This is a genomic window from Paenibacillus amylolyticus (assembly GCF_036894225.1).
Taxonomy (GTDB): Bacteria; Bacillota; Bacilli; order Paenibacillales; family Paenibacillaceae; genus Paenibacillus; species Paenibacillus amylolyticus.
In genome coordinates this window covers 5,057,265-5,078,332 of sequence record NZ_CP145892.1, presented here as the reverse complement: position 1 = coordinate 5,078,332, position 21,068 = coordinate 5,057,265, and the positions used below count along the sequence as shown (strand labels likewise).

General features: G+C 44.7%; 18 protein-coding genes and 1 pseudogene. 10 read left to right on the top strand and 9 right to left on the bottom strand.

Annotation, left to right across the window (positions count from 1 at the left end; all coding sequences use genetic code 11):
• Positions 1 to 2 precede the first annotated feature (2 nt).
• From V6668_RS22465 to V6668_RS22455, 3 genes are all read left to right on the top strand, one after another.
• Positions 3 to 1,208: a cation:proton antiporter gene (locus V6668_RS22465; RefSeq protein WP_017687037.1), complete on the top strand. Its 1,206-nt coding sequence runs from the start codon at positions 3 to 5 to the stop codon at positions 1,206 to 1,208.
• 519 nt (positions 1,209 to 1,727) lie between these two features.
• Entirely contained in the window at positions 1,728 to 2,444 is a 717-nt protein-coding gene (locus V6668_RS22460) for an expansin EXLX1 family cellulose-binding protein (RefSeq protein ID WP_036668609.1), read from the top strand.
• 109 nt (positions 2,445 to 2,553) lie between these two features.
• A complete protein-coding gene (locus V6668_RS22455) occupies positions 2,554 to 3,501 on the top strand; it encodes an alpha/beta hydrolase (protein ID WP_338706782.1) in 948 nt (315 codons plus the stop codon).
• A 69-nt stretch (positions 3,502 to 3,570) separates the two neighbouring features.
• Here the strand turns inward: V6668_RS22455 and V6668_RS22450 are convergent, their stop codons facing one another.
• The gene (locus V6668_RS22450) at positions 3,571 to 4,449 is read right to left on the bottom strand and encodes a PhzF family phenazine biosynthesis protein (RefSeq protein ID WP_338706780.1); all 879 of its coding nucleotides are present in this window, start codon (positions 4,447 to 4,449) and stop codon (positions 3,571 to 3,573) included.
• A 176-nt stretch (positions 4,450 to 4,625) separates the two neighbouring features.
• On the opposite strand from V6668_RS22450, the gene V6668_RS22445 reads away from it, so the two are divergent.
• Positions 4,626 to 5,573: an NADP-dependent oxidoreductase gene (locus V6668_RS22445; protein ID WP_338706778.1), complete on the top strand. Its 948-nt coding sequence runs from the start codon at positions 4,626 to 4,628 to the stop codon at positions 5,571 to 5,573.
• Here the strand turns inward: V6668_RS22445 and V6668_RS22440 are convergent.
• Complete coding sequence (locus V6668_RS22440; protein WP_338708988.1) at positions 5,557 to 6,192, bottom strand: type 1 glutamine amidotransferase family protein; 636 nt, start codon at positions 6,190 to 6,192, stop codon at positions 5,557 to 5,559. The genes V6668_RS22445 and V6668_RS22440 overlap by 17 nt on opposite strands.
• A 199-nt stretch (positions 6,193 to 6,391) precedes the next feature.
• Here V6668_RS22440 and V6668_RS22435 point away from each other — a divergent pair, with 199 nt between their 5' ends.
• The 3 genes and pseudogenes from V6668_RS22435 to V6668_RS22425 all read left to right on the top strand — a co-directional run bounded on the left by V6668_RS22435 (position 6,392) and on the right by V6668_RS22425 (position 8,113).
• The gene (locus V6668_RS22435) at positions 6,392 to 7,129 is read left to right on the top strand and encodes a cyclase family protein (protein WP_338706776.1); all 738 of its coding nucleotides are present in this window, start codon (positions 6,392 to 6,394) and stop codon (positions 7,127 to 7,129) included.
• A gap of 246 nt (positions 7,130 to 7,375) precedes the next feature.
• Positions 7,376 to 7,590: pseudogene (locus V6668_RS22430) on the top strand (hypothetical protein).
• A 64-nt stretch (positions 7,591 to 7,654) separates the two neighbouring features.
• Complete coding sequence (locus V6668_RS22425; RefSeq protein ID WP_076252813.1) at positions 7,655 to 8,113, top strand: GNAT family N-acetyltransferase; 459 nt, start codon at positions 7,655 to 7,657, stop codon at positions 8,111 to 8,113.
• Positions 8,114 to 8,378: 265 nt separating this feature from the next.
• Here the strand turns inward: V6668_RS22425 and V6668_RS22420 are convergent, their stop codons facing one another.
• A complete protein-coding gene (locus V6668_RS22420; protein ID WP_091034774.1) occupies positions 8,379 to 8,579 on the bottom strand; it encodes a hypothetical protein in 201 nt (66 codons plus the stop codon).
• Positions 8,580 to 9,617: 1,038 nt separating this feature from the next.
• Between V6668_RS22420 and V6668_RS22415 the strand changes: the two genes are divergently transcribed.
• Positions 9,618 to 10,604: an ROK family protein gene (locus V6668_RS22415; protein WP_338706771.1), complete on the top strand. Its 987-nt coding sequence runs from the start codon at positions 9,618 to 9,620 to the stop codon at positions 10,602 to 10,604.
• Between the two features lie 58 nt (positions 10,605 to 10,662).
• Positions 10,663 to 11,307 (top strand): sugar O-acetyltransferase, encoded by a 645-nt coding sequence (locus V6668_RS22410; protein WP_338706770.1) that lies wholly within the window; start codon positions 10,663 to 10,665, stop codon positions 11,305 to 11,307.
• Between the two features lie 56 nt (positions 11,308 to 11,363).
• Here the strand turns inward: V6668_RS22410 and V6668_RS22405 are convergent, their stop codons facing one another.
• From V6668_RS22405 to V6668_RS22395, 3 genes are all read right to left on the bottom strand, one after another.
• On the bottom strand, positions 11,364 to 13,184 hold the full coding sequence (locus tag V6668_RS22405; protein ID WP_047843910.1) for an ABC transporter substrate-binding protein: 1,821 nt from the start codon (positions 13,182 to 13,184) through the stop codon (positions 11,364 to 11,366).
• 75 nt (positions 13,185 to 13,259) lie between these two features.
• Positions 13,260 to 14,771: an ABC transporter permease gene (locus tag V6668_RS22400; RefSeq protein WP_338706769.1), complete on the bottom strand. Its 1,512-nt coding sequence runs from the start codon at positions 14,769 to 14,771 to the stop codon at positions 13,260 to 13,262.
• A gap of 36 nt (positions 14,772 to 14,807) precedes the next feature.
• Entirely contained in the window at positions 14,808 to 16,250 is a 1,443-nt protein-coding gene (locus V6668_RS22395) for an ABC transporter permease subunit (protein WP_338706768.1), read from the bottom strand.
• Between the two features lie 150 nt (positions 16,251 to 16,400).
• Between V6668_RS22395 and V6668_RS22390 the strand changes: the two genes are divergently transcribed.
• Positions 16,401 to 18,152 carry an ABC transporter ATP-binding protein gene (locus V6668_RS22390; RefSeq protein ID WP_338706766.1) on the top strand — a complete coding sequence of 584 codons (1,752 nt, stop codon included), beginning with the start codon at positions 16,401 to 16,403 and terminating at the stop codon, positions 18,150 to 18,152.
• A gap of 114 nt (positions 18,153 to 18,266) precedes the next feature.
• Here the strand turns inward: V6668_RS22390 and V6668_RS22385 are convergent, their stop codons facing one another.
• From V6668_RS22385 to V6668_RS22375, 3 genes are all read right to left on the bottom strand, one after another.
• Positions 18,267 to 19,046, bottom strand: a complete 780-nt coding sequence (locus tag V6668_RS22385) for a hypothetical protein (protein WP_047843906.1) — start codon at positions 19,044 to 19,046, stop codon at positions 18,267 to 18,269.
• Between the two features lie 114 nt (positions 19,047 to 19,160).
• Entirely contained in the window at positions 19,161 to 19,922 is a 762-nt protein-coding gene (locus tag V6668_RS22380) for a LuxR C-terminal-related transcriptional regulator (protein ID WP_338706764.1), read from the bottom strand.
• 26 nt (positions 19,923 to 19,948) lie between these two features.
• A complete protein-coding gene (locus tag V6668_RS22375; RefSeq protein ID WP_338706762.1) occupies positions 19,949 to 21,013 on the bottom strand; it encodes a suppressor of fused domain protein in 1,065 nt (354 codons plus the stop codon).
• Between the last annotated feature and the right edge of the window lie 55 nt (positions 21,014 to 21,068).

The following is a 21,068-nucleotide window of genomic DNA, read 5'->3' as shown; positions in this document are numbered from 1 at the left end:
CTATGGATATGCTCATATTCGAAGTGGGAATTGCCGTTGCGCTGATTACACTTACTGGGCTGATATCTTCACGATTACGATTTTCAGTCATTCCTTTCTATATCCTGATTGGTATGGCTGTTGGACCACATGCACCACAGATTGGCATAGTGGATTTACGTTTTATCGAAAGTTCGACCTTTATTGAATTTATGGGCAGGCTTGGCATTTTGTTTCTGCTATTTTATCTGGGTTTGGAGTTCTCGGTCTCCCGGTTATTAAAGTCTGGCAAAGCCATTCTGACCGGGGGCATGTTCTATGTTGGTCTGAATTTTGTCTCTGGATTGCTGTTGGGGTGGTTCATGGATCTGCCCCTTCAGGAGACACTTGTTGTCTGCGGGATCATGACCAGCTCTTCTACAGCCATTGTAGCTAAAGTGCTCGTTGATCTGAAACGCACGGCAAACCCTGAAACAGAGATTATTATGGGCATGATCATGTTTGATGACTTGTTCATCGCGATTCATATCTCCATCCTGACCGGGCTTGTGCTCAGCGGGGCAACTTCATTCTTAAGTGTTCTGTTAGTATCGCTGTCTGCCCTGCTGTTTATTGTGCTGTTCCTGATTATTGGCAGGAAAAGCATCAAATATATTGATAAGGCACTGAATATCAAGTCATCAGAGTTGTTTCTGCTTACCGTCATGACACTGCTCTTCCTGGTAGCAGGTTTCTCGGAGACGCTGCACGTAGCGGAAGCTATTGGAGCGTTGATGATGGGGCTTGTCTTGGGCGAATCAAGACATGTGAGTCGGATTGAACATCAGATCATGCCTTTCAAAGATTTTTTTGGTGCAATTTTCTTCTTCAGTTTTGGCCTGACCATTGAGCCGGCTTCACTTGGCGGAGCTGTTGGGATGACGATTATTGCCGTTATTCTGACGATTGCCAGTAACTATGGTGCAGGTATGATCGCTGGCAGACTGGCTGGAATGAGCCCTAAGGCCTCGTTGAATGTGGGCTTTACCCTGGTCTCCCGGGGCGAATTCTCCATTATCATGGCGAACATCGGCAAGGCCGGAGGGCTGATGGCATCCATCCAATCGTTTGCCGTGTTGTATGTGTTAATTCTGGCTGTGCTGGGGCCTATCCTGACCAAAGAATCTCCGCGGATCTATGCTCAGTATGCGCGGCTAAGGAAGCGGATGAAACGAAGGGAAACGGGTTGAGTCAAACGCTGGCTGTCCTTGGACAGACCGGGTATTCTGACTGTAGTGTTTAATAGGCGTCACACCATTTGGAGAGCGAAATTACTCCGGGGTGTGGCGTTTTTTTATTACGGGGAACCCATCGAATACAGCCTTGTTATTATACCTACTTCACCAAATTATGGTATGTATCCATATCTTGTGCGTGGTCGTGAATGTTCAAATCCACGGGCAGGACTAAAGATGTGATTTAGTTGAGAGGGATTGAAAATAAGAAGTTATTATGTAAAATAATGTTATATTCAAATCTAGCAGTTGAATGGATCATTTACACGAGAACGTAGAGGACAGAAGAAACCTGAAGAAGCGGAGCGTTCGCCTTTATCAACAGATTTTCACCTTTGTAAAATTGAATCAAAAAATCTGGGGATAACAGTGATCGGAAGGTTATTCTGTCATCGGAGTGGCAAGTGTAAATATTCTTTAGTTCAACTTATGTTTCAATGTAACAGAAGTTAGAATGACGAGGAGGAATAGCTTATGAACAAGAAAAGTAGATTTCAACGGTTAAAATGGGCCGGTACAGGGATGTTGCTCAGTCTCGTATTATTTGCTCTACCTGCATCTGCCGCATGGAACGATACATATCAGGGTTACGCGACGTATACAGGCTCAGGCTACTCGGGAGGTGCAGTGTTGCTTGATCCCATCCCGGCGGACATGAAGATTACTGCACTTAATCCGTTCCAACTCAATTATAACGGTGTCAAAGCCGCTTTAGCGGGAGCCTATCTCGAGGTGCAGGGTCCTAAAGGTAAAACAACCGTCTATGTAACAGACCTTTATCCAGAAGGCGCCAGCGGAGCGCTGGATCTCTCACCGAATGCCTTTAACCTGATCGGTGACCCAAAGGCAGGCAAAATCGATATCAGCTGGAAAGTGGTCAAAGCTCCAATTCAAGGCAATGTCTCCTATCGGATCAAGGAAGGCAGCAGTCAGTGGTGGGCAGCCATACAGGTTCGTAATCACAAATATCCGGTGCTGAAGTTCGAAGTGAAACAGAAGGATGGCACGTGGCTCAATCTTGAAAAGCAAGACTATAATCATTTCCTCGGAACTGGACTGGGCAAAGAAAAATTAAACGTTCGTATTACCGATATTCGCGGTCAGGTATTAAATGACACGATCCCGGCTCTGCCTAATGATGGGTCAGGTGGTGCATATATCGTACCGGGCAATGTACAGTTTCCCGATTGACAGATATACGGAGTTGTTATAAAAAGAAGTATGGTCATAGAAGTATTCTTAACGAAAAGTCGTACACTGTACGGCTTTTTTTGTATACAAAAAGAGGAGAATGTAACGTATGAAAAAAAGTTTGCCTTCATATCAGACAACACATCCCTATTGGAAACAGTATCAGGCCTTTTTCCCGGAAGAAGTGAGGTTAGGGGAGCATACAGCTCCTGAGGAAGAATGGTGGGAGTCAAATGGGGTTCATCTGCATATCGATCGCTTGCCTGCGTCGGAGTCTTCAATCAAAATTCTGTTCATTCATGGTGCGGGAGGCAATGGCAGGTTGCTCGCTCCGTATGCCCGCATGTTGCAGCGACATGGATACGAGGTGGTATCGCCAGATCTTCCGCCGTATGGGTTAAGTTACGCAATGTCTGGTACACGTATTAACTACGAACTTTGGATAGAGCTGCTTGTGTCACTCATCGAACGGGAACACAAAAAAGATGGCAAGCCAATCGTTGTATTGGGAAGTAGCATCGGAGGTATGCTTGCCTATCACACCAGTGCACGCAGTAAGCGTGTTAAGGGTTTGATCGCAACTACATTTGTAGACACGAGTAATCCGAAAATGCGAGATCAGCTTGCACCGAATCTTCTGGTAAGCCGGGCGGGAAAACGGATGATGGATCTGTTCCCTGGTCTGCTGGATCATGTACGTATTTCGGTCAAACAGGTATCCCGAATGCAACTGATTACTAATAACAAGGACTTAACCCGGCTTATTATGAATGATCCACAAGCGGCAGCTACACGTATTCCGTTGGAATTATTAAGAACATTCCTTAATAAAAAACCGGAGGTAAGCCCGGAACAGTTCAATCAGTGTCCGGTCCTGTTGGTTCACCCTGAACTGGACCCCATGACACCGATCAGGTTCAGCCAATCTTTTTTTGATCGTCTGGTGGTGGACAAGGAATGTGTGATCTTGGAAGGGGCAGGTCATTTTCCTATAGAGCAGCCAGGACTGAACCAGTTGGAGGTAGCGGTACTACGATTTTTACAACAAATTCAATGATGACCACAGGCTACTACACTGCTTCGCATAAGATAGTTTACATATCCTAAGTACGTGAAACACCTTCCATTAAGGGAGGTGTTTTTGAATGTTTCTGATATGAACTGCGCTACCGCCAACCTGAATCTGTGTGATTTCATTAGAGCTGTTCAAAGTTAATCTGGCTCGGATCTCAGAGGGGCGGTTCATGGTATACCCTTGTCTGATCGTGTACGTGTGAAGATGAGGATCTGAAAGCTGGTTGTACTGGGATAAATAACAGAGCATTGCACCATTGGATGTGCCCGTCGCGCTCTCTTCCGGTATATCATAAAGCGGTGCAAAATTACGGCATTCTGCCAGAACGTCCTCAGCATCTGATTCGAGTGTAAACACATGATAACCTACGGCATGATGAGCCTTGCATATTTCAGAGATACGCTGGAAGTCAGGGTCGATTTTGGTCAGAACATCAACATCCCTAACAGCTATCAGGATATCGGGTAACCCGGTAGACACGATCTGTACAGGTAGCTCGGAATGCAAATCCTCCATAGAAATACGTAACGAATCGGCAATCTGCTGTCGATCCACGATCTCCCCAAACTCCGGCAACGTCTGAGACAGATAGACTTCTCCATTGACTTCGATATCAACTTTAAGAATACCGGCCAGTGTCTCCAGTGTATATGTACCAACATTAACGAGATGTTGTGTCTTCATTAGATAAAATAAAGCAATTGTAGCATGTCCACATAGATCGATTTCATCACTTGGGGTGAAGTAACGTACTTTGAAATCAGCCTGATCCGACGGCATGACAAACGCAGTCTCTGAAAAACCGACTTGTCTGGCAATCTCCTGCATCTGGGTTTCAGACAAATGCGCTGCTTGTAAAACAACACCTGCGGGGTTTCCGCCATGAGCCTTGTCCGCAAATGAATGTAATGTACTTACTTCTACTTCCATCGTGTTACCTCGCTTGTTCAGTTATTGGGTTAAGATTTAACGTAATCGATAATCGACATTATATCACGATTGTTGAACGGGCTTGTGAATCCCAGATTGCTGTGAATTTTGAATGAATAGGTCAAGTGATCGCCGGGAAAGGGTAATGAAGGGAGAGAGAGTATAACGATAAATCAATGGAAAGGCTGGGATTTCTAATGAGAGCAATTGTGATTGAGGAATTTGGTGGAGCGGAACAATTGAAGGAACAAGAAGTAGCCAAGCCAACATGTGGAGTGAATCAGGTATTAATCCAAACGTATGCCACGTCGGTGAATCCGGTCGACTTCAAAATCAGACAAGGTTATATGAAAGAAGCAGTGGAGAATTTTCCGTTGATTCTGGGCGGAGATGTTGCCGGTATTGTGGCTGAAGCAGGCTCAAATGTCACGAGGTTCAGAGAAGGTGATCGGGTATTTGCGCGTCCGCGTCAATTCGGAACCTATGCAGAATATGTTGCTGTCGATGCGGATATTATTGCCCGTATACCGGAACAACTGAGTTTCGAGGAAGCGGCAGCGATCCCGCTAGCGGCGATGACGGCATGGCAGGCACTTGTGGATCACGGACGTTTAGGCAAAGGACAGAAGGTACTTATTCATGCTGGGGCAGGTGGTGTGGGAACGTATGCCATTCAGATTGCCAAGTCCCTCGGCGCTGAAGTGGCTTCCACGGCGAGTGAATCAAACGAAGCGTTGCTTCGTTCGTTGGGTGTAGATCATTTTATCAATTATAAAAAAGAAGATTTCTCGGAGATTCTCTCCGATTATGATGTTGTGCTGGACACCATGGGTGGTGATATTCAGCGCGATAGCTTCAAGGTGTTAAAGTCTGGCGGGCATCTGGTATCTTTGGTGGAACAACCGGATGAGAAGCTTGCCAAGGAAGCCGGAGTAACGGCCAACGTCTTCATGATGGAGCCCAAAGGGGATCAACTGGATCAGCTGGCTGAACTGGCTGCGGAAGGCAAGCTCAAATCGATTATTGATGGAACATACCCGCTAACTCAACAGGGAGTAAGGGAAGCACATGAGAAGAGTGAAACCCATCATACCCGGGGGAAACTGGTTATTCAGGTGCAATAGAATTCATTAACTCGTAGAAGTATTTGGACTCATGAGTCTGATATAGATTGTACCAGGCCTGTAAGGTTTCTGGTGTATAGACATTCAACAGCTTCAACACATGCATTGTAAATTCTAACGGAGCTATTCCAGATGCAGTAACTAGATTTCCATCGGTTACTGCAGGCTCCGTTACATAATAGGTTTCTCCAGTATAATCTGGGCATATCATCTTCAGGTATTCTAAATCATTGCTTGTATGCTGTCTGGAATCCAGTATTCCTATTTTTGCAAGTGCAACTGTAGCACCGCAAATCGCCGCAATAACCGTACCCTCTTCTATAGAGGCAGCAACTTTTTTCAATAGGGGATCATGGATGGTGTCCATCCAGGTGTTTCCTCCTGGAAGAATGATGAGGTCGTCACCTTTCAATGTACATTCATCAATAGAAATATGAGGAAGGATGTTCAATCCTCCCATGGTAGTTACCGGATGTTTATCCACGCCTACGGTTACGACCTGTAAAGGCTTAATCTCTTTCCTGAAATACCTTCCCGAGTTCAATTCAGCAGTTAGATATCCTACCTCCCAGTCTGCCATCGTATCAAATACATATAGATATACGTTCTTTGTTTGCATCATACATGCTCCTTTTGTTTTCATGATTGAATGGATTACTCTTGTATTATAAATTAACTTCACTGACATCTACGGTCAGTGAAGTTTTTAAATTTGAAATTTATAGTCCTAAGAACCAATATAGGGACTGCTCCCCAATTGTAGTGGAATAAGATATAATAGGAGAAATTTATTCCATTTTGTGCATGAGGTGATCAGGATGTCCAACGAACTCATTCAAGCCATTCAGTTGTTAAAAGAAAAGAAATGGGTGGATCTGACCCATACGTTTGGTCCAGGCTCTCCACATTTTTCAGCTTTTGAGGCAGCACAATTCGATACACTGTTTGATCACGATCAAGGTTTCTTTGCTCAGAGCTTCAAGTTCCCGGGTCAATACGGGACACATCTTGATGCGCCGATCCACTTCGTTCGGGATACCCGGTATCTGGATGAACTAGGTTTGAAGGAGCTTGTGCTCCCGCTTGTGGTCATTGACCAGTCTGCCGAAGTAGAGAACAATCCGGATTTCACACTGAATGTGGAGCATATTCTTGAATTTGAAAGAGAGCATGGCGTGATTGAAGCTGGAAGCTTTGTAGCCTTACGTACCGATTGGAGCAAACGCTGGCCTAACCATGAAACATTTGATAACAAGGATGCGGAGGGCAACAGTCATGCACCTGGATGGTCGGTTAGTGCGCTTATGTTTTTATTTGAGGAAAGAAAAGTGCAAGCCATTGGTCACGAAACCTTTGACACGGATTCAGCGGTGGATTATCAGAAGAATGGAGCACTTCTGGCAGAATATTATGTACTTGCCCAGGATACATACCAGGTCGAGCTGTTAACTAACCTGGATCAAGTGCCGGCTAAAGGCGCGGTAATCTTCAACATTGTACCGAAGGCGGAGAAAGCATCTGGTTTTCCAGTCCGATCTTTTGCCATTTTGCCGTAAAACGGGTAGATCAAAAGCTGAAATAGTTAAATCAGGCACAGAACTCAGAATGATACTCAAGCAGACAGCCGGCTAAATAGTCGGCTGTTTTTCAGCTAAGGGGCAGAATAGTTGAAAAAGGTATTTTAATTTAAACCTCGAATATTTAATGTAATCGGATAGCTAAAAATTTGATGATAAACAGGACTTAGATACGATGATAAAGGTTTCGGAGGAGTATTTTGGAGAACTAAGAATCTTGAAGTTATAAAAAAGGTACAGTCTTTATCGAGAATGACAGTTATTTTCCAACAGAACAACAAGTGATGTTAAATTTCCAAGTACATAATCTAAACGAGACTATGAAGCATCTTGAACAGATTAGTGTACTTCTTGCAAAGAAAAAAGAGATTAGTGAATTTGGAAAGTTTATTTTGAATGAAGTTCCTGAAGGTCGACTGGTCGAGCTTTGGGAGAAATAACGGCATTAATTTTAAGATTAGAACAGGTATTCCATAATTTATATTATATATAAGGGGTAAGTGTATGCAGATTAGAGCTTTTCAAGAGTCCGATAAAGATTTCATTGTAAGTCTGGCTTTACGATTTATGGACTTTGAGCTGATGAGCTGGCGTGATCCAGACAAAATGGAAGAATCACAGCTCAGCCTAGCCCAAGAATCAGTAGACAATCTTTCTCCTGGTACTGAGATTTTTGTGGCGGAAGATGAAACAGGAGAGCTACTGGGTTTCCTTGAAGTACAGCCGCATAAAGATAAATTGAACGATATAGAACAAGGCTATATTGTGGCGATTGCGGTTTCTCCACAAGGAGAAGGAAAAGGGGTCGGCAAGGGACTCATGACCAAAGCAGAAGAGTGGTCAAAGCAAAAAGGCTATCGACAGCTTATACTGAATGTCTTTAACAATAACCTTCGTGCCGTAAATTTCTATAAGCATTTAAATTATGAAATTGAAGTTGTGAAGATGGTAAAAGAGCTATAGAGACCCTTACTTATAAGCTAACGGGAAACGTTAGTTCATAAAGCACGGGGCAGACTGCAGGATGGCAGGCTGCTCTTTTTTCATTTAGCTAACTGGCAAGAGGCAAGTAAGCTTATGAGGAACCAAGTTCAGCTAGGATTTGATTTATTTAGAAGCATAAATGTGTGCTTTGGCAAACTTATGGGTTAAGTCACAACTAATGAATTCTAAATAATTCACTTATGTAAATAGCAAGGGAGGCGTATTCCGCCTCCTTTTTATGTTGTTACTTTTGATCCGAGTGAGGATCTTGATTAAATCTTTGAGAGATTTTTTTCTCTGTTTTTTTACGCCGTATCCAGCGCTTGAGTAAGCCTTCTTCTTTGCGTTCTTGCAGTGTTTCCTTCAAACCTTGGATCATAAATTCCGATCTTCGTCTGTCATCCCGACTAATCTCGCGTAATTCCTTAATAAATTTGTCGTCCATATCTGCCTCTCGCTTATTCAGGATAATCCCATTATACCGAACGTACGTTCTTTTATCAAGTTTTTCCATTACGAATGATTTTCGAGATCTATATAGTGAAAAGAAGCACAGGAACAATACGCGGCATGTGTGAGAATGGTACTAGAGGGTTTGAGTATAATCCTCTTGCCAGTTTTTTGTTCCCGGGGATCATCCTATTGCTAGTTCTTGGCGTGATGCCTACAATGATTGCTATTTCGCTCATCTGCTACATTCATTGGGGGCTGGGTGAGAGACTGAATCTCTATCCTGACCGCTATTGGGCTTGAACTTTTTCGTTGTATACGGGGTTTGCTCTCATCATCTGGATTATGGCGCAGGTGTACTGGATTCAGGATGTCTCTATCATTCGCTTGGTCTATTTTGCATGGGGAGTGGGTATCCAAGTTGTGAGCTTATTGCCCGGGGTACAGCGAATATATTCAAAATAAACTGCTTGTATATTGAACAAACGGCTGCCGAAAGAATCGTTGAATGATTATTTCGACAGTTATTTTTTATGGGCATCGAGATAATACGCGTTGTTGTAGTCATGTTGTCCACATGTTCCTTGGACTGAAAAGGGCTCGGATAAATCTAAATCATATTGACAAAGAACTATTATCCTCGCATACTTACGTAATATACTTTATAAAGTTTGTTTATTAACTAGAGAAATAGTCACATGTGGTAAGTATCGCAAAATCATAATCCACATGAAACGGGGAGGTAAGTATGGATGGTCTACGTTATTATGGCAGTTATAATATGGGCAGGTACCTATGCAAGTATGGTCTTGTCAAAGCAACCGATTGAAGTGAAGCCTGTGAAATCGATAGATGATTTGTTTGAGTGAACAAAGTAGCTCGGCCGATTTCGATCCTTTTCCAGCACGATGGAACTCATGTGTTCGAGTAAGGCATTATGTTATGATATGGTGTGAATGACATCCATACCATTGCTTTGGCTCAATTGAACCAGAGTAGAAACGAGAGGGTTATGAAAAAAGCCAACGCTACAATGATGAAATACATCAATTTGAATAATGTGCGTGAAGTCATGCAGCAGATTGAGACGGCGACCAAACCGCAATTAGCTTTATTAACCAATCTTAGTGTTGTTACCATTAATGCGCTGATTCAGGAATTATGTGATGGCGGAGAGTTGTTCCAGGATAAGGTGGTTCCCTCTAACGGCGGTCGTCCTGCTCAGGCATATCGATATAATTATAACTTCAAGCTTGCTTTGGTTCTTTACATCAAAGAGATGAAAGGCCAGGAGTTGATTTCGGCGACGGTCATGAATCTGGAGAATAAGGTTGTGTTGAAGGAAGAGCGCATCTTGCCTGCTTTTGATAAACAGCATATGCTGCAACTTATCGCGCGTTTCATTAAGGAATATCCCTCCATTGATATGATCGGCATCGGTATTCCGGGGCAAGCCGTGGATGGGGACATCACGGTGAGCAGTCATGAAGAGCTTATCCATTCACATCTGATACGGGAGATCGAGAGTGAGTTCCAACTAAAAGTTCTCGTGGAGAATGATGTGAATGCAGCGATTAGCGGATACTGTACACAGCATGCGGATATGAAGGAACAGAGTGTAGCAGGAATTTATTTTCCGAACCGATACCCGCCGGGTATGGGGATGATGTTGAATGGACAGATGATCCGTGGGAAAAACGGGATGTTTGGTGAGATCAAGTATCTTCCTTATTCACCTGATTGGAAACGTGACATGAGCAAAGATGATTTTGTAGTGAACGTATGTCACATCTTGCAAACGATTAATGCCGTCGTTGCCCCGCACCAGATTGTCATTTATCAGGAACGGGTGGAGAGAGAAGAGCTGGATATGGCGTGGAAACAATACGGGAAGGATCACCCCATGCCGTCGTTGCCCGAGATCGTACATCAGGATTCGTTCCAACATGATTTTGATGCTGGGTTACGAGGAATGGTGCTTCAGGCGTTGAAGTCAGGCATTCTATCAGAAGCCTTATAACCCACAGTTCATGTCTGTGGCTTTTATTTTATAAGCTAACTCTTGTAGAGGAGGATTCATGATGCGTGAAGAAGAGAGAATCATGAAAGGCGTGTTGTTCAGTCCAAGTGATCCCGAATTAAAGGTCATCAAAAGGCGGGCCCATAATCTCAGTCAGCGTTACAGTCAGACCTTTGAAGAACAGACTGAGGAAAGGAATCAGATATTGCAACAGCTACTGGGAGAGATTGGAGAAGGCGGATTCATGCAAGGCCCCATCTTCTTTCATTATGGTGTGCATACCCGAATAGGCGAGCATTTCTTTGGTAATTACAATCTGACGATACAAGACGACGCACAAGTGACGATCGGAGACTATACCAGTTTTGGACCCAACGTTACGATTGTTACCCCCATTCACCCCATGATTGCCAGCGAGCGGAGACAGATGGTGGACCAGAACGGTGATGTGAAGTCACTATGTTATGCCAAACCGGTCACGATTGGTAACGATGTATGGATCTCGGCAAACGTCACAGTGTGCGGGGGCGTAACGATTGGAGACGGCTGTGTGATCGGAGCAGGTAGCGTGGTGACTCGTGATATTCCACCGCATTCTTTTGCAGCAGGCGTACCGTGCAGAGTTATTCGCAAAATAACTGATGGGGACAGCATGCGAAACTATCCCGATGTTCTGGCAGATTGCCGTGTGCTGGAAGAATGACAAAAGGCTGCTATCAGGATCAAACACATGATAGCAGCCTTTTTGTTGGTATGCGTTTACTTGGAGGCGTTGTAGTTACTCAAGAATTCTTTTACTTTTGCAGGATCAGCTTTCAATTCATTCCCGGTCTGAACGAGCGGGCTTACTGTAGAGTATGCTTTAAGTTTGTTGTTCTTGTAGAAACTCAAAATCTCATCCTGATTAATGGAGTACAGCACGGCTTTTCTCAGGTCACTGCTCTTGGCAACTTCACGATTGGCCGTATTAAACAACAGATAGGAGACAGCGTTACTTGGCAGACTTTGCAGTTTCAGTTTGCTGTCATTTTCGATGATGTCATACTTGGTTTCAGGTACACCGTAGTATAAGTGAATTTCACTGCTGCGAAGAGCAGAGAGGGCGCTGTCTGCATCCGCGATGAATCGGACGTTAACCTGAGCAATTTTTGGCTCATCTTTCGTGCCTTTACGGTAGGCCGGATTTTTTAAGAATACACCTTCATAGTCATTTTTATAAGACAAAATATAAGGTCCGCTAGTATAAAGGGTGTTATTGTATGCTGCGCCTTCAGTCACCGTGTTCTGATCACCGTAAGGAATATCTTTGTTGACATCAAAGGAAGCTACATCATATGTGTTGATGCTCTCCACCTGTTTTTTGGACACGATGCCCGCAGATTGGTGAGCCAGGTAGTTCAGTACTTGCGGGAAAGGTTCAGTTGTGGTCAGTTTAACGACCTGATATTTACCTGCGCTATTATCTGCTTTGGTTTTGTCCGTCACGAGTTCTGTAATTTTGCTGCCCAATCCTTGTTCCAATGCTTCGAGGATTGTGCCGTTACCGCTGGATTGTTTGATGGATTGCAATGCACTCAGATCCGTTACAACTTCAGCTTCTTTGATGTGTTCATGCAGACTGTACGTCCGGTGATCTGGAACGGAATCTTTATTTTTAGCACGATCCAGGGAGAAGATCACATCATCTGCACCGACACGTTCTCCTGTATCTACGGCTTTTTTGTTATCAATCTTCGCAAAGTTGATATCGTCTCTGAGAATGAAGTAGTAGTCCGAATTACCTTCAGCAATACTAAAGTTATGGGACAGTGATCCATCTGCTGTCAGCTGATCGTCATCCGTCAAGTTAACGAGACGTACATACATATTGGTGTTCAACTGGTTGATGGAGCCGTCGTTTCCTTTGATTGGATCAAGGGAAGTCAGTACGGATGCACTTTGCGTCAGAATCAACGGATCTTTGGCATTTTTGGAGCTGTCCTTGAACTCAATCGGTTCCCAAGCCATGGCGCGGGATTTGGAGAGACGAACGGTGTCGACATTCAGAATGTCTTGGTTCACAGCCTGACTTTTCAGGGAAATGTACAAAGGAGCGATATACGCCTGATCCGTTACCAAGCGATCTTCCAATTGTTTGTACGTGTCTTTGTACTCATCTGGAGTTTGAGTAGCTGCCTGATCGATGAGTTTATCAAGTTCCCCATCCGCAAGGATACTGTAATCTCCACCTGTTTTGAAAAGGGAACGCACCGCATAATCGGGATTTCCCGTTACCGTTGTCCAGCTGGACAAGGCAATGTCATAATTCCCTGCATCCTGCTGGGATTTGAAGCTGCCGTAATCCGGCTGAAGGTTCAACTTCACATTGAAGCCGTTTTTAGTCAGCTGGTCGCGCACAATGTTTACATCATTTTCGGAAGAACTCATGGCGAGCAGTTCAATGTCAGCCGGTTTTTGTGCAGTTTCAGTTGTGTCCGCTGGTGTGGTCTCCGCCTGGGATTCAGTTTTCGTTTTTACACTGCAACCAGAAATCACAATGACGAGAATTAATAGTAATGAGATCAGTGTACGTTTTTTCATGGGATTACCCTCCATATCTTGAATGTGTGATGTGTGAATTCTTTTTCTATATCATTCATTTTAATGACGAATCTTTTATGCCTTTTCCAGCTTGGGATCAAGCGCATCACGCAGACCGTCACCGAGAAAGTTAAACGAAAGAACCAGCAGAATAATAGCCAAGCCTGGATAAATCGCCAGATAAGAGTGGGTCTCCAGGTATGTACTGCCGAGCTTCAGAATGTTACCCCATTCCGGAATATGCGGCTCCACGCCGAGTCCCAGATAACTCAAACTGCTGGTAGCAATAACTGCTCCACCAATCGTGAGTGTGGACTTGATAATCATGGGCGCAAGGGAGTTGGGAATAATGTGTTTGAAAATAATCGTACGATTGTTGTACCCCAGTGCACGTGCAGCTTCCACAAATTCAAAAGTAGATACATAGAGCACACTGGCTCTCATGGTACGGGCGTAAGTTGGGATCGAACCCAGACTCAGCGCCAGAATAAGATTGACCGTATTGGCTCCAAACGCCGCAATAATGGCAATGGCGAGCAGAATTCCCGGAATCGCATAGAGAATATCCAGCAGCCGCATGATGATGTTATCCGTATGCCTTCCGTAGAAACCGGAGAATGCTCCGAGGACTCCACCGATCAACACAGGAATGATGGTCGACATGCAACCTACGATTAAGGAGATCCGGGCACCAAATACAATCCGGGAAAATAAACATCGTCCGAAGTCGTCCGTTCCCAAGGGATACGCAAGGGAAGGGGGTTGAAGCAGAGCGGAGTAGTTGTTTTCCACAGCCATGCTGTAATCAAAAGTAAAGAAGCTGCAAATCGATATCGAGAAAAGAAAAATGATAAAAAACAAACCGGACATGGCAGTCATATTCGGAGCAAGTCGCTCCCACAGATCATTCCAGAAGTTTGATTTTTGTTTCCCCTGTCTGCGAATGCGCCCAATAATGGAGATGCCGAGCAATAGGGCAAATACATTACCTGTGATTGAGGTCAGAATCAGCACTACACTGACACCGATCATCCAGCGAGGGAGGATAGAGGTCGCGTTATATCGGGATACGATAATCAGTACGACCAGGTCGATGACCAGAATAAATATGAGCACCGCCATAGCTGGCAGAAAGTTGTCAGCCACATAAGGTTTGAAAACATTTAACGCAGATACACCGATGACGAACAGCTGGGTTAACAGCATATATACCGCAAAGGTGTACTCCACATTCCTGGCTTTTCGAATCAGATGAAAGGCTGCCGTTACGATAAATATGTTGCCAGAAATGATGGCAAGTAGCTGAACCCAGGCGATCCTGCGAGTCAGAGCAGTGACCGTACCCGTACGAATCAAGTCTTTTCGAATCCGAAGGGTGATGACACTTTGGACCAGTGTGAAGAATACATAGATCCCAAGTATCGTTAGCAGAAATGGTTTGAACGTCTGCCCACTCCAGTCATAACTGTTGAATAGCAGCAAGGCAGTCAAGAGAAGGGACGTGATCCAGGCGAAGCTGGCCTGACTGTATTCTCGAGAAGACTTAAGCCGGAAACGCATTTCTTGTGTTAAGGACGAGTTTGTCATAATACACCTGCTTTAAGAGGTAGTTCAACACACACTTTAATATTGTTTCATCTTGGAGCGCACTCTTGGATCAATAAAAGCGTACAGCAGATCAACCGCTACATTGATAATGGAGATCGTAATTGCTGTGTAGATTACTCCGCCCATGATACTCGGAATATCGGGGATGAATTGTTTATCCACAATATAGCTGCCGAGACCGCTGATATTAAACACTTTCTCCGTCACTGCTGCCCCGCCAAGCATGGCTCCGAATTGAAGTCCAACCACAGTTACGATTGGAATCAATGCATTACGTACAGCGTGTTTCAGCATGACCTGACGTTCGCTTAACCCCTTGGCGCGGGCGGTCATCACATAATCCTCATGAATGACTTCCAGTGTAGAAGACCGGGTCATCCGTGCCACCGCAGCCGTAAGTCCTGTGCCCAGCACAATGGTTGGCATAATGATCGACAGCCAGTTCTGCGGGTTGAAGGTGGCGGGAAGCCACTGTAATTTGATCGAAAAGTTCAGAATGAAAATAAGTCCTTGCCAGAAATTCGGGATCGATAATCCAATCAGAGCGATGAACATAAACGTATAATCGAACCATGAATTAGGCTTAATCGCTGAGATGATACCGATGGGCAATGCGATGACGAGTGCTAGCAGCAGGGAGATAACCGCCAGCGTCAATGTAATTGGAAACTTCCTTGCAATTGTTGCTGTTACGTCTTCATTTCCTGCAAAAGACTTGCCAAGGTCGAAGAGAGCAACTCCCTTAATATTGTTCCAGAGCTGTGTAAGATAAGGCTGATCCAAGCCATACACCTGATTGAATGCTGCAATCTGTTCCTGCGTTGCTGTCTCTCCGAGAATGTTAGCTGCCGGGTTGAACGGAGACATATACAAAATCGTAAATACGAGTGTGGCTACGCCCAGAATGACAAATACGGTCATCAGTATTCTTTCAAATATGTACTTTAGATAAGGATTTCCATACAAAAAGAGGATGCCATACATCAGACAGCCAGGAATAATGGATATCGCGAAAAACCACGGTTTGTCGATAAGGGTGTGGAATGTATCGGCCATCGTAAGACGTTGACTTCCCTGTTCCTGAAGTATGCGAGAAGTCCGCTCCTTCAACTCTTTCTGAACCGTTTCTTCCAACCATTCCTCGGTCTGACGTCTGAATTCTTCCTCACTGACCTGCTGCTGGAAAAAACGATGTTTGCGTCGCAGCTGTTCTTCGACTTCCAACTTCATCTTGTTCCGATAGGAAGAAGCGAGCAGTTCTTGCTCAGCCGTCTGCCTGGCAGCTACCCAGCCGTCATTTTTTCGATTCGAACGCCATATTAGAAACACGACCAGATTGATCGGTAATCCAAGAATGAACAGAACATATCGGTAGGAAGGATGAAGCAGCATTTTGCCATAAATAAAACTTAAATTGTGCACCAACCGCGAGAGTCTGCTGCTTTCTGCAAGATTCAAACCAAGCGTGCCTCCTTTCATTCAGGTTTAAATTGCATTATTCCGATTGATATAGTATATATTATTTAGGGTCTAAACAATTGTCAAGGAATTAAATGGTATACATATGAGATAAGTGAATGTGAAATACGGATGAGAGCTGGTGATAACATGGAACCTTTATTGAAAGTTAATGATCTCTCGGTCTCTTTTCATTCTGGAGAGAGTGAGTTTCATGCAGTACGAGAGGTAAGTTTTGAAGTGCGCAAAGGAGAGACACTAGGCATTGTAGGCGAATCGGGCAGTGGCAAGAGTGTAACCGCACGTTCCATTATGAGGCTGCTTGCATCGCCGCCTTCGCAGATGAAAAAAGGAGAGATTCTGTTCAAAGGGGTCGATCTGGCCAATAAAACGCAGAAAGAGATGGAGAGCATTCGTGGGCGTGATATTGGTATGATCTTTCAAGACCCGATGAGTTCTCTTAATCCGACCATTAAAGTAGGGAAACAGATCTCCGAGAGTCTGATCAAACACCAGAAGGTATCCAAAAGGGAAGCCAAGAAACAGGCGATCGCGATGATGGAGCGGGTGGGGATAACTCGCAGCGAAATCCGCTACAACCAGTATCCGCACGAATTCTCCGGAGGCATGCGCCAGCGGGTCATGATTGGTATTGCACTTGCTTGTCGTCCTGAATTGCTCATTGCTGATGAGCCGACAACCGCACTGGACGTTACAATTCAAGCTCAGATTCTGAATTTGATGAAAGATATGCAGGACCAACTGGGCACATCGATTATCCTGATCACGCATGATCTGGGCGTAGTGGCAGGCATGTGTGATCGGGTTGTTGTTATGAAAGAAGGGCAGATCGTGGAAACCGGGACTACAACAGAGATTTTTGCTAATCCCAAACACCCGTATACGATCAGACTTCTGAATGCATTACCACGTCTGGATCAGAAGAAAAAGCCCAAACCGGTATCGTTGGTCCCGAGAGATCTCGAGGATGATCAGCCGTTGCTTGAGGTGAAATCGCTCAGACAACATTTTAATCTGGGGAAAGGTAACACCTTAAAGGCGGTTAATGATATTAGCTTTCATATTCGTCAAGGAGAGACGCTTGGCGTTGTAGGGGAATCCGGTAGCGGAAAATCAACCACGGGCCGTGCGATTCTGCGATTGCATGAGCCAACAGGTGGAGATGTACTGTTTAAAGGAGTCCCGCTCAATCGTTTGTCGGCTTCGGAGATGAAAACGATGCGTAGACATATGCAAATCATCTTCCAAGACCCCTATGCATCTCTGAATCCCAAAATGAGGATTATGGATATCATTGGAGAAGCGCTTGATATTCATCAACTTGCAGGCACTGCCGCTCAGCGGGAAAAGCGTGTGGAGGAATTGCTGGAGATGGTGGGTCTTGATCCCACCCATGCGCAGCGTTATCCACATGAATTCTCGGGTGGGCAGAGACAGCGGATCGGTATTGCACGAGCTCTGGCTGTGGAACCTGAATTCATCGTATGTGATGAGCCATTGTCTGCACTGGATGTGTCGATACAGGCTCAGATCGTACAATTGCTTGAAGAGTTGCAGCAGCGACTCGGATTGACGTATCTCTTCATCGCTCATGACTTGTCCATGGTTAAACATATCAGTGATCGAGTGGCGGTGATGTATAACGGGAAAATTGTAGAGCTGGCCGAGAGTGAAGAACTCTATTCCAACCCGCAACATGCCTACACCAAGGCTTTGCTATCTGCTATTCCCGTGCCTGATCCGGCGGTAGAAGCGAAGAAAAAGAGACATGTTGTCAAAGAAACAACTAGAGAAAATGTTGAAGTAGAGGACCGTTATAATCTGGAACATTCCAAGTGGGTAGAAGTCACGGAAGGGCACTGGGTAGCCATATCTAGTTAGATAGTGCAATATATAGTCTGTTTCATCGACAAAAGAACCCCGATGATGATCTCCACAGATCGTTATCGGGGTTGAGTTATATGTTCTTCGTATAATGGCAGTAATCAAAAGCGATTATTTGAATTGAACCGATTTCTTGATGGTATCAATCTCGGCTTTGGTCTTATCATCCACGTAAGTGAATATGAAGTTGAAAGCATATCCTTCAATAATTGTACTATAGTAATCTTGAGTAACGGTTGAACCGTCACCTGGATCCATCGTGATTTGCATCAGATCCATCTCTTTACCACCGATGGTTTCCGTTGTCATTTCCTTATAATCGTAAGGGAACTGGCTATCCACCATGAATTTTTTGGTTGCTTCCAGGTAGTCTTTACCTGTACGAATGCCTTGCAACAAGCTTACTTTCTCAGCAATGGCCATAGCGGAAGGGCCAACTTGACCTCCGTCCAATGGGTACTTTGAAGCCATAAGCAGATTCAATGTTTTGGTCTGAGACAGTTCAATTTGTTTTTTCTTCGTTTCATCATCACCAGCAATCGCTTCGGATGAAGCACTTGTCAGCTCATTCATGCCTGCAGCATCCTGGAACTCCCATGCTTCCGGGAATTTCAGAGATACGCCAAAATAGTCATTGGTGTAAGAACCTTTTTCCGTAGTCCCCAGCTCAACGTCTTGGGAATTATCAGTTTCTTTGGGCTCTTCGCTTGCTGGTTCGGTGTTCTCTGTTTCTTCTGTATTCGCTGTATCAGAATCAGTACCAGTCGTTGTTTCTGTCGGGGTAGTCTCTTCTGTTTCGGCTGTGTTATCTGCTTTGTCACCGCAAGCGGCTGCAACCAGCATAATCATAATGAGCATGGCGAATAAAGAAGCTTTTTTTGGAATTGTCATATTACCCTCCTGAAATGTGTGTGTGTTTGTTTCTCTCTCTCTACATGTTGCCTGCTTCCTAAATTGTAGCACAAACGTTCTCATATACTACCTATAGGAATCTATAGGGGTCTTCTATACATAAGACATTCGGCTGGCAATTGAAACAGCTTCTGTGCTGGATTGCACACCTAATTTGTTAAAAATCACTTTTTTGTGATGATTCACGGTGCATTCCTTGATCTTTAATTTCAAAGCAATGGCTTTTACCGTGAGGCCTCCGGCTATCATCTCCAGAATGGTTAACTGACGCTCGGTGAACTCCACCGCCGGTTTGTCGCACACTTCAGCAGTCTGTTGACTCTGATAACAGTTCTGCATGTACGCTGGAATTAGCTTGGCAATGGCGATCAGTTCACCTTGCATATTTGCATTAATGGTGGACACATCCAGATAACCTACATGTTGCGATCCCATGAACAGAGGTGCGGCGTAACAATGCCAGCTTTGAAAATAAGGACTTTCATGCTGCTCGGGCAGCAGCACTACAGGCTCGTTGCTGTCCATCGTTACAGATATGGCGTTAACTCCACAGCTCTGTGCAGTGAAGAACATGCCCGGACGAATGGGAGAATCTTCTACTACAGCTTTAAGATCTGAACTGTAATTCATCGAGAGGAGCACACCGTTGCTATCTGTGAGTAGAAACAGATAAGTGCCCGTTAAATTCTCTTGGATAACCGAGATACTGTTCTGGAATGCATGAATCAGGAAATGATTGATTTTACGAAGCCTGTCCAGACTGGGTTTTGGTAAATAGTCGAACGGAGCCGTTCCTGCTGCATGCGAGCAAGTCGGAGACTCTTCGTGTCGTGAGGCAAATGTAATGGCAGGCATGTTGTTTCCTCCTTGCTGCACAGTTCTCATCCAATCGTTTGAATGACGTGTCCTTCTTGGTCCTTGATTTCTGTTCTAACAATCTGAACGAGAATATGATCCAATGAAGTTATCTCGAATGTTCCTTCAAACGGGCGAAGGTTCTCTGCCAGCTTATCAACAATTTGTTTGTTCACCGTCAGGGTAACTTGTCTGTCCGATTCCAATACAGCTGGATGTTCTCCTGCTTCGAACAGAATATTAGTATCCGGTCCGATCAAGGATAGAGAGGCACCTTTCGAAATTCGGCTACGAAGGATGGTGCCAACTAGTACGGCTTGTTTGGCTCCAAGCTGGAGTTTGGCCGGAACCGATTTTTGCAGCAATTTTTTGCGAGGAGATTCCCAAGCCAGTTGTTGTATGAATAAAAATGCTGTGCTGGACCCGTCCTGTTCCATTCCATCCTCAACCGCTTGTATAACCGAAGGAATATCTGCGTACGAATTTCTCATCAGATCCGTCACATATTTGGGCATGAACATGGAGGAGGCAGACAGGAAGCCACGAGCATTCCAACTTTGAATCATTTCCAGTTCCCGACCTGTAATGCCAACCATCTGAATAAATTGCACTGAACCATTAGGCGTAGAGATCGCGGGTAGGTCCGGATCTTCAATAAACGAGAGAGCAGTCAGCAAAGTATCGGATTCCAGACAGATGGGGCCACTGGCGTCCATGTAATCTCCTGGCTGAAAGATATTTCCGCTGTTGAACACGTACCGTCCTACATTCTGTAGCAAATTCATCACCCAGGCTGGCGGATCAGTCTCTGCTTCACTGCGTGTAAGACGAAAGGTGAGCTCAAATCCATACCCGCTCTTGGATGCATCCTGCATCTCTTTTTCATACAATTCAGAGAAACCGTAGGTAACAAAATGCCAGTGAGGCATAGGGTAATCGACAGCATAAACGCTAATGCCATCGAGTGGATCGGGACCTCCAAGAATATACGGAAGGGCAGTACCGTAGTGTTTTGGCTCTTGTGCCCCATACAATTCACGCATGGATTGATCAATCGCATCCCAACCGGATGTGTTTTCTTCCTGAGTCATTATTGAATCCTCCTTGACTGTTCTTTCCCCCGAAAAACATTTAAAATTAAGTCTA

What these genes read in the sequence shown, in the direction of transcription:
- V6668_RS22465 (WP_017687037.1), top strand. Translation starts at nt 3, where the DNA reads ATGGATATGCTCATATTCGAAGTGGGAATTGCCGTTGCGCTGATTACA.
- V6668_RS22460 (WP_036668609.1), top strand. Translation starts at nt 1,728, where the DNA reads ATGAACAAGAAAAGTAGATTTCAACGGTTAAAATGGGCCGGTACAGGG.
- V6668_RS22455 (WP_338706782.1), top strand. Translation starts at nt 2,554, where the DNA reads ATGAAAAAAAGTTTGCCTTCATATCAGACAACACATCCCTATTGGAAA.
- V6668_RS22450 (WP_338706780.1), bottom strand. Translation starts at nt 4,449, where the DNA reads ATGGAAGTAGAAGTAAGTACATTACATTCATTTGCGGACAAGGCTCAT.
- V6668_RS22445 (WP_338706778.1), top strand. Translation starts at nt 4,626, where the DNA reads ATGGAAAGGCTGGGATTTCTAATGAGAGCAATTGTGATTGAGGAATTT.
- V6668_RS22440 (WP_338708988.1), bottom strand. Translation starts at nt 6,192, where the DNA reads ATGCAAACAAAGAACGTATATCTATATGTATTTGATACGATGGCAGAC.
- V6668_RS22435 (WP_338706776.1), top strand. Translation starts at nt 6,392, where the DNA reads ATGTCCAACGAACTCATTCAAGCCATTCAGTTGTTAAAAGAAAAGAAA.
- V6668_RS22425 (WP_076252813.1), top strand. Translation starts at nt 7,655, where the DNA reads ATGCAGATTAGAGCTTTTCAAGAGTCCGATAAAGATTTCATTGTAAGT.
- V6668_RS22420 (WP_091034774.1), bottom strand. Translation starts at nt 8,579, where the DNA reads ATGGACGACAAATTTATTAAGGAATTACGCGAGATTAGTCGGGATGAC.
- V6668_RS22415 (WP_338706771.1), top strand. Translation starts at nt 9,618, where the DNA reads ATGATGAAATACATCAATTTGAATAATGTGCGTGAAGTCATGCAGCAG.
- V6668_RS22410 (WP_338706770.1), top strand. Translation starts at nt 10,663, where the DNA reads ATGATGCGTGAAGAAGAGAGAATCATGAAAGGCGTGTTGTTCAGTCCA.
- V6668_RS22405 (WP_047843910.1), bottom strand. Translation starts at nt 13,184, where the DNA reads ATGAAAAAACGTACACTGATCTCATTACTATTAATTCTCGTCATTGTG.
- V6668_RS22400 (WP_338706769.1), bottom strand. Translation starts at nt 14,771, where the DNA reads ATGACAAACTCGTCCTTAACACAAGAAATGCGTTTCCGGCTTAAGTCT.
- V6668_RS22390 (WP_338706766.1), top strand. Translation starts at nt 16,401, where the DNA reads ATGGAACCTTTATTGAAAGTTAATGATCTCTCGGTCTCTTTTCATTCT.
- V6668_RS22385 (WP_047843906.1), bottom strand. Translation starts at nt 19,046, where the DNA reads ATGACAATTCCAAAAAAAGCTTCTTTATTCGCCATGCTCATTATGATT.
- V6668_RS22380 (WP_338706764.1), bottom strand. Translation starts at nt 19,922, where the DNA reads ATGCCTGCCATTACATTTGCCTCACGACACGAAGAGTCTCCGACTTGC.
- V6668_RS22375 (WP_338706762.1), bottom strand. Translation starts at nt 21,013, where the DNA reads ATGACTCAGGAAGAAAACACATCCGGTTGGGATGCGATTGATCAATCC.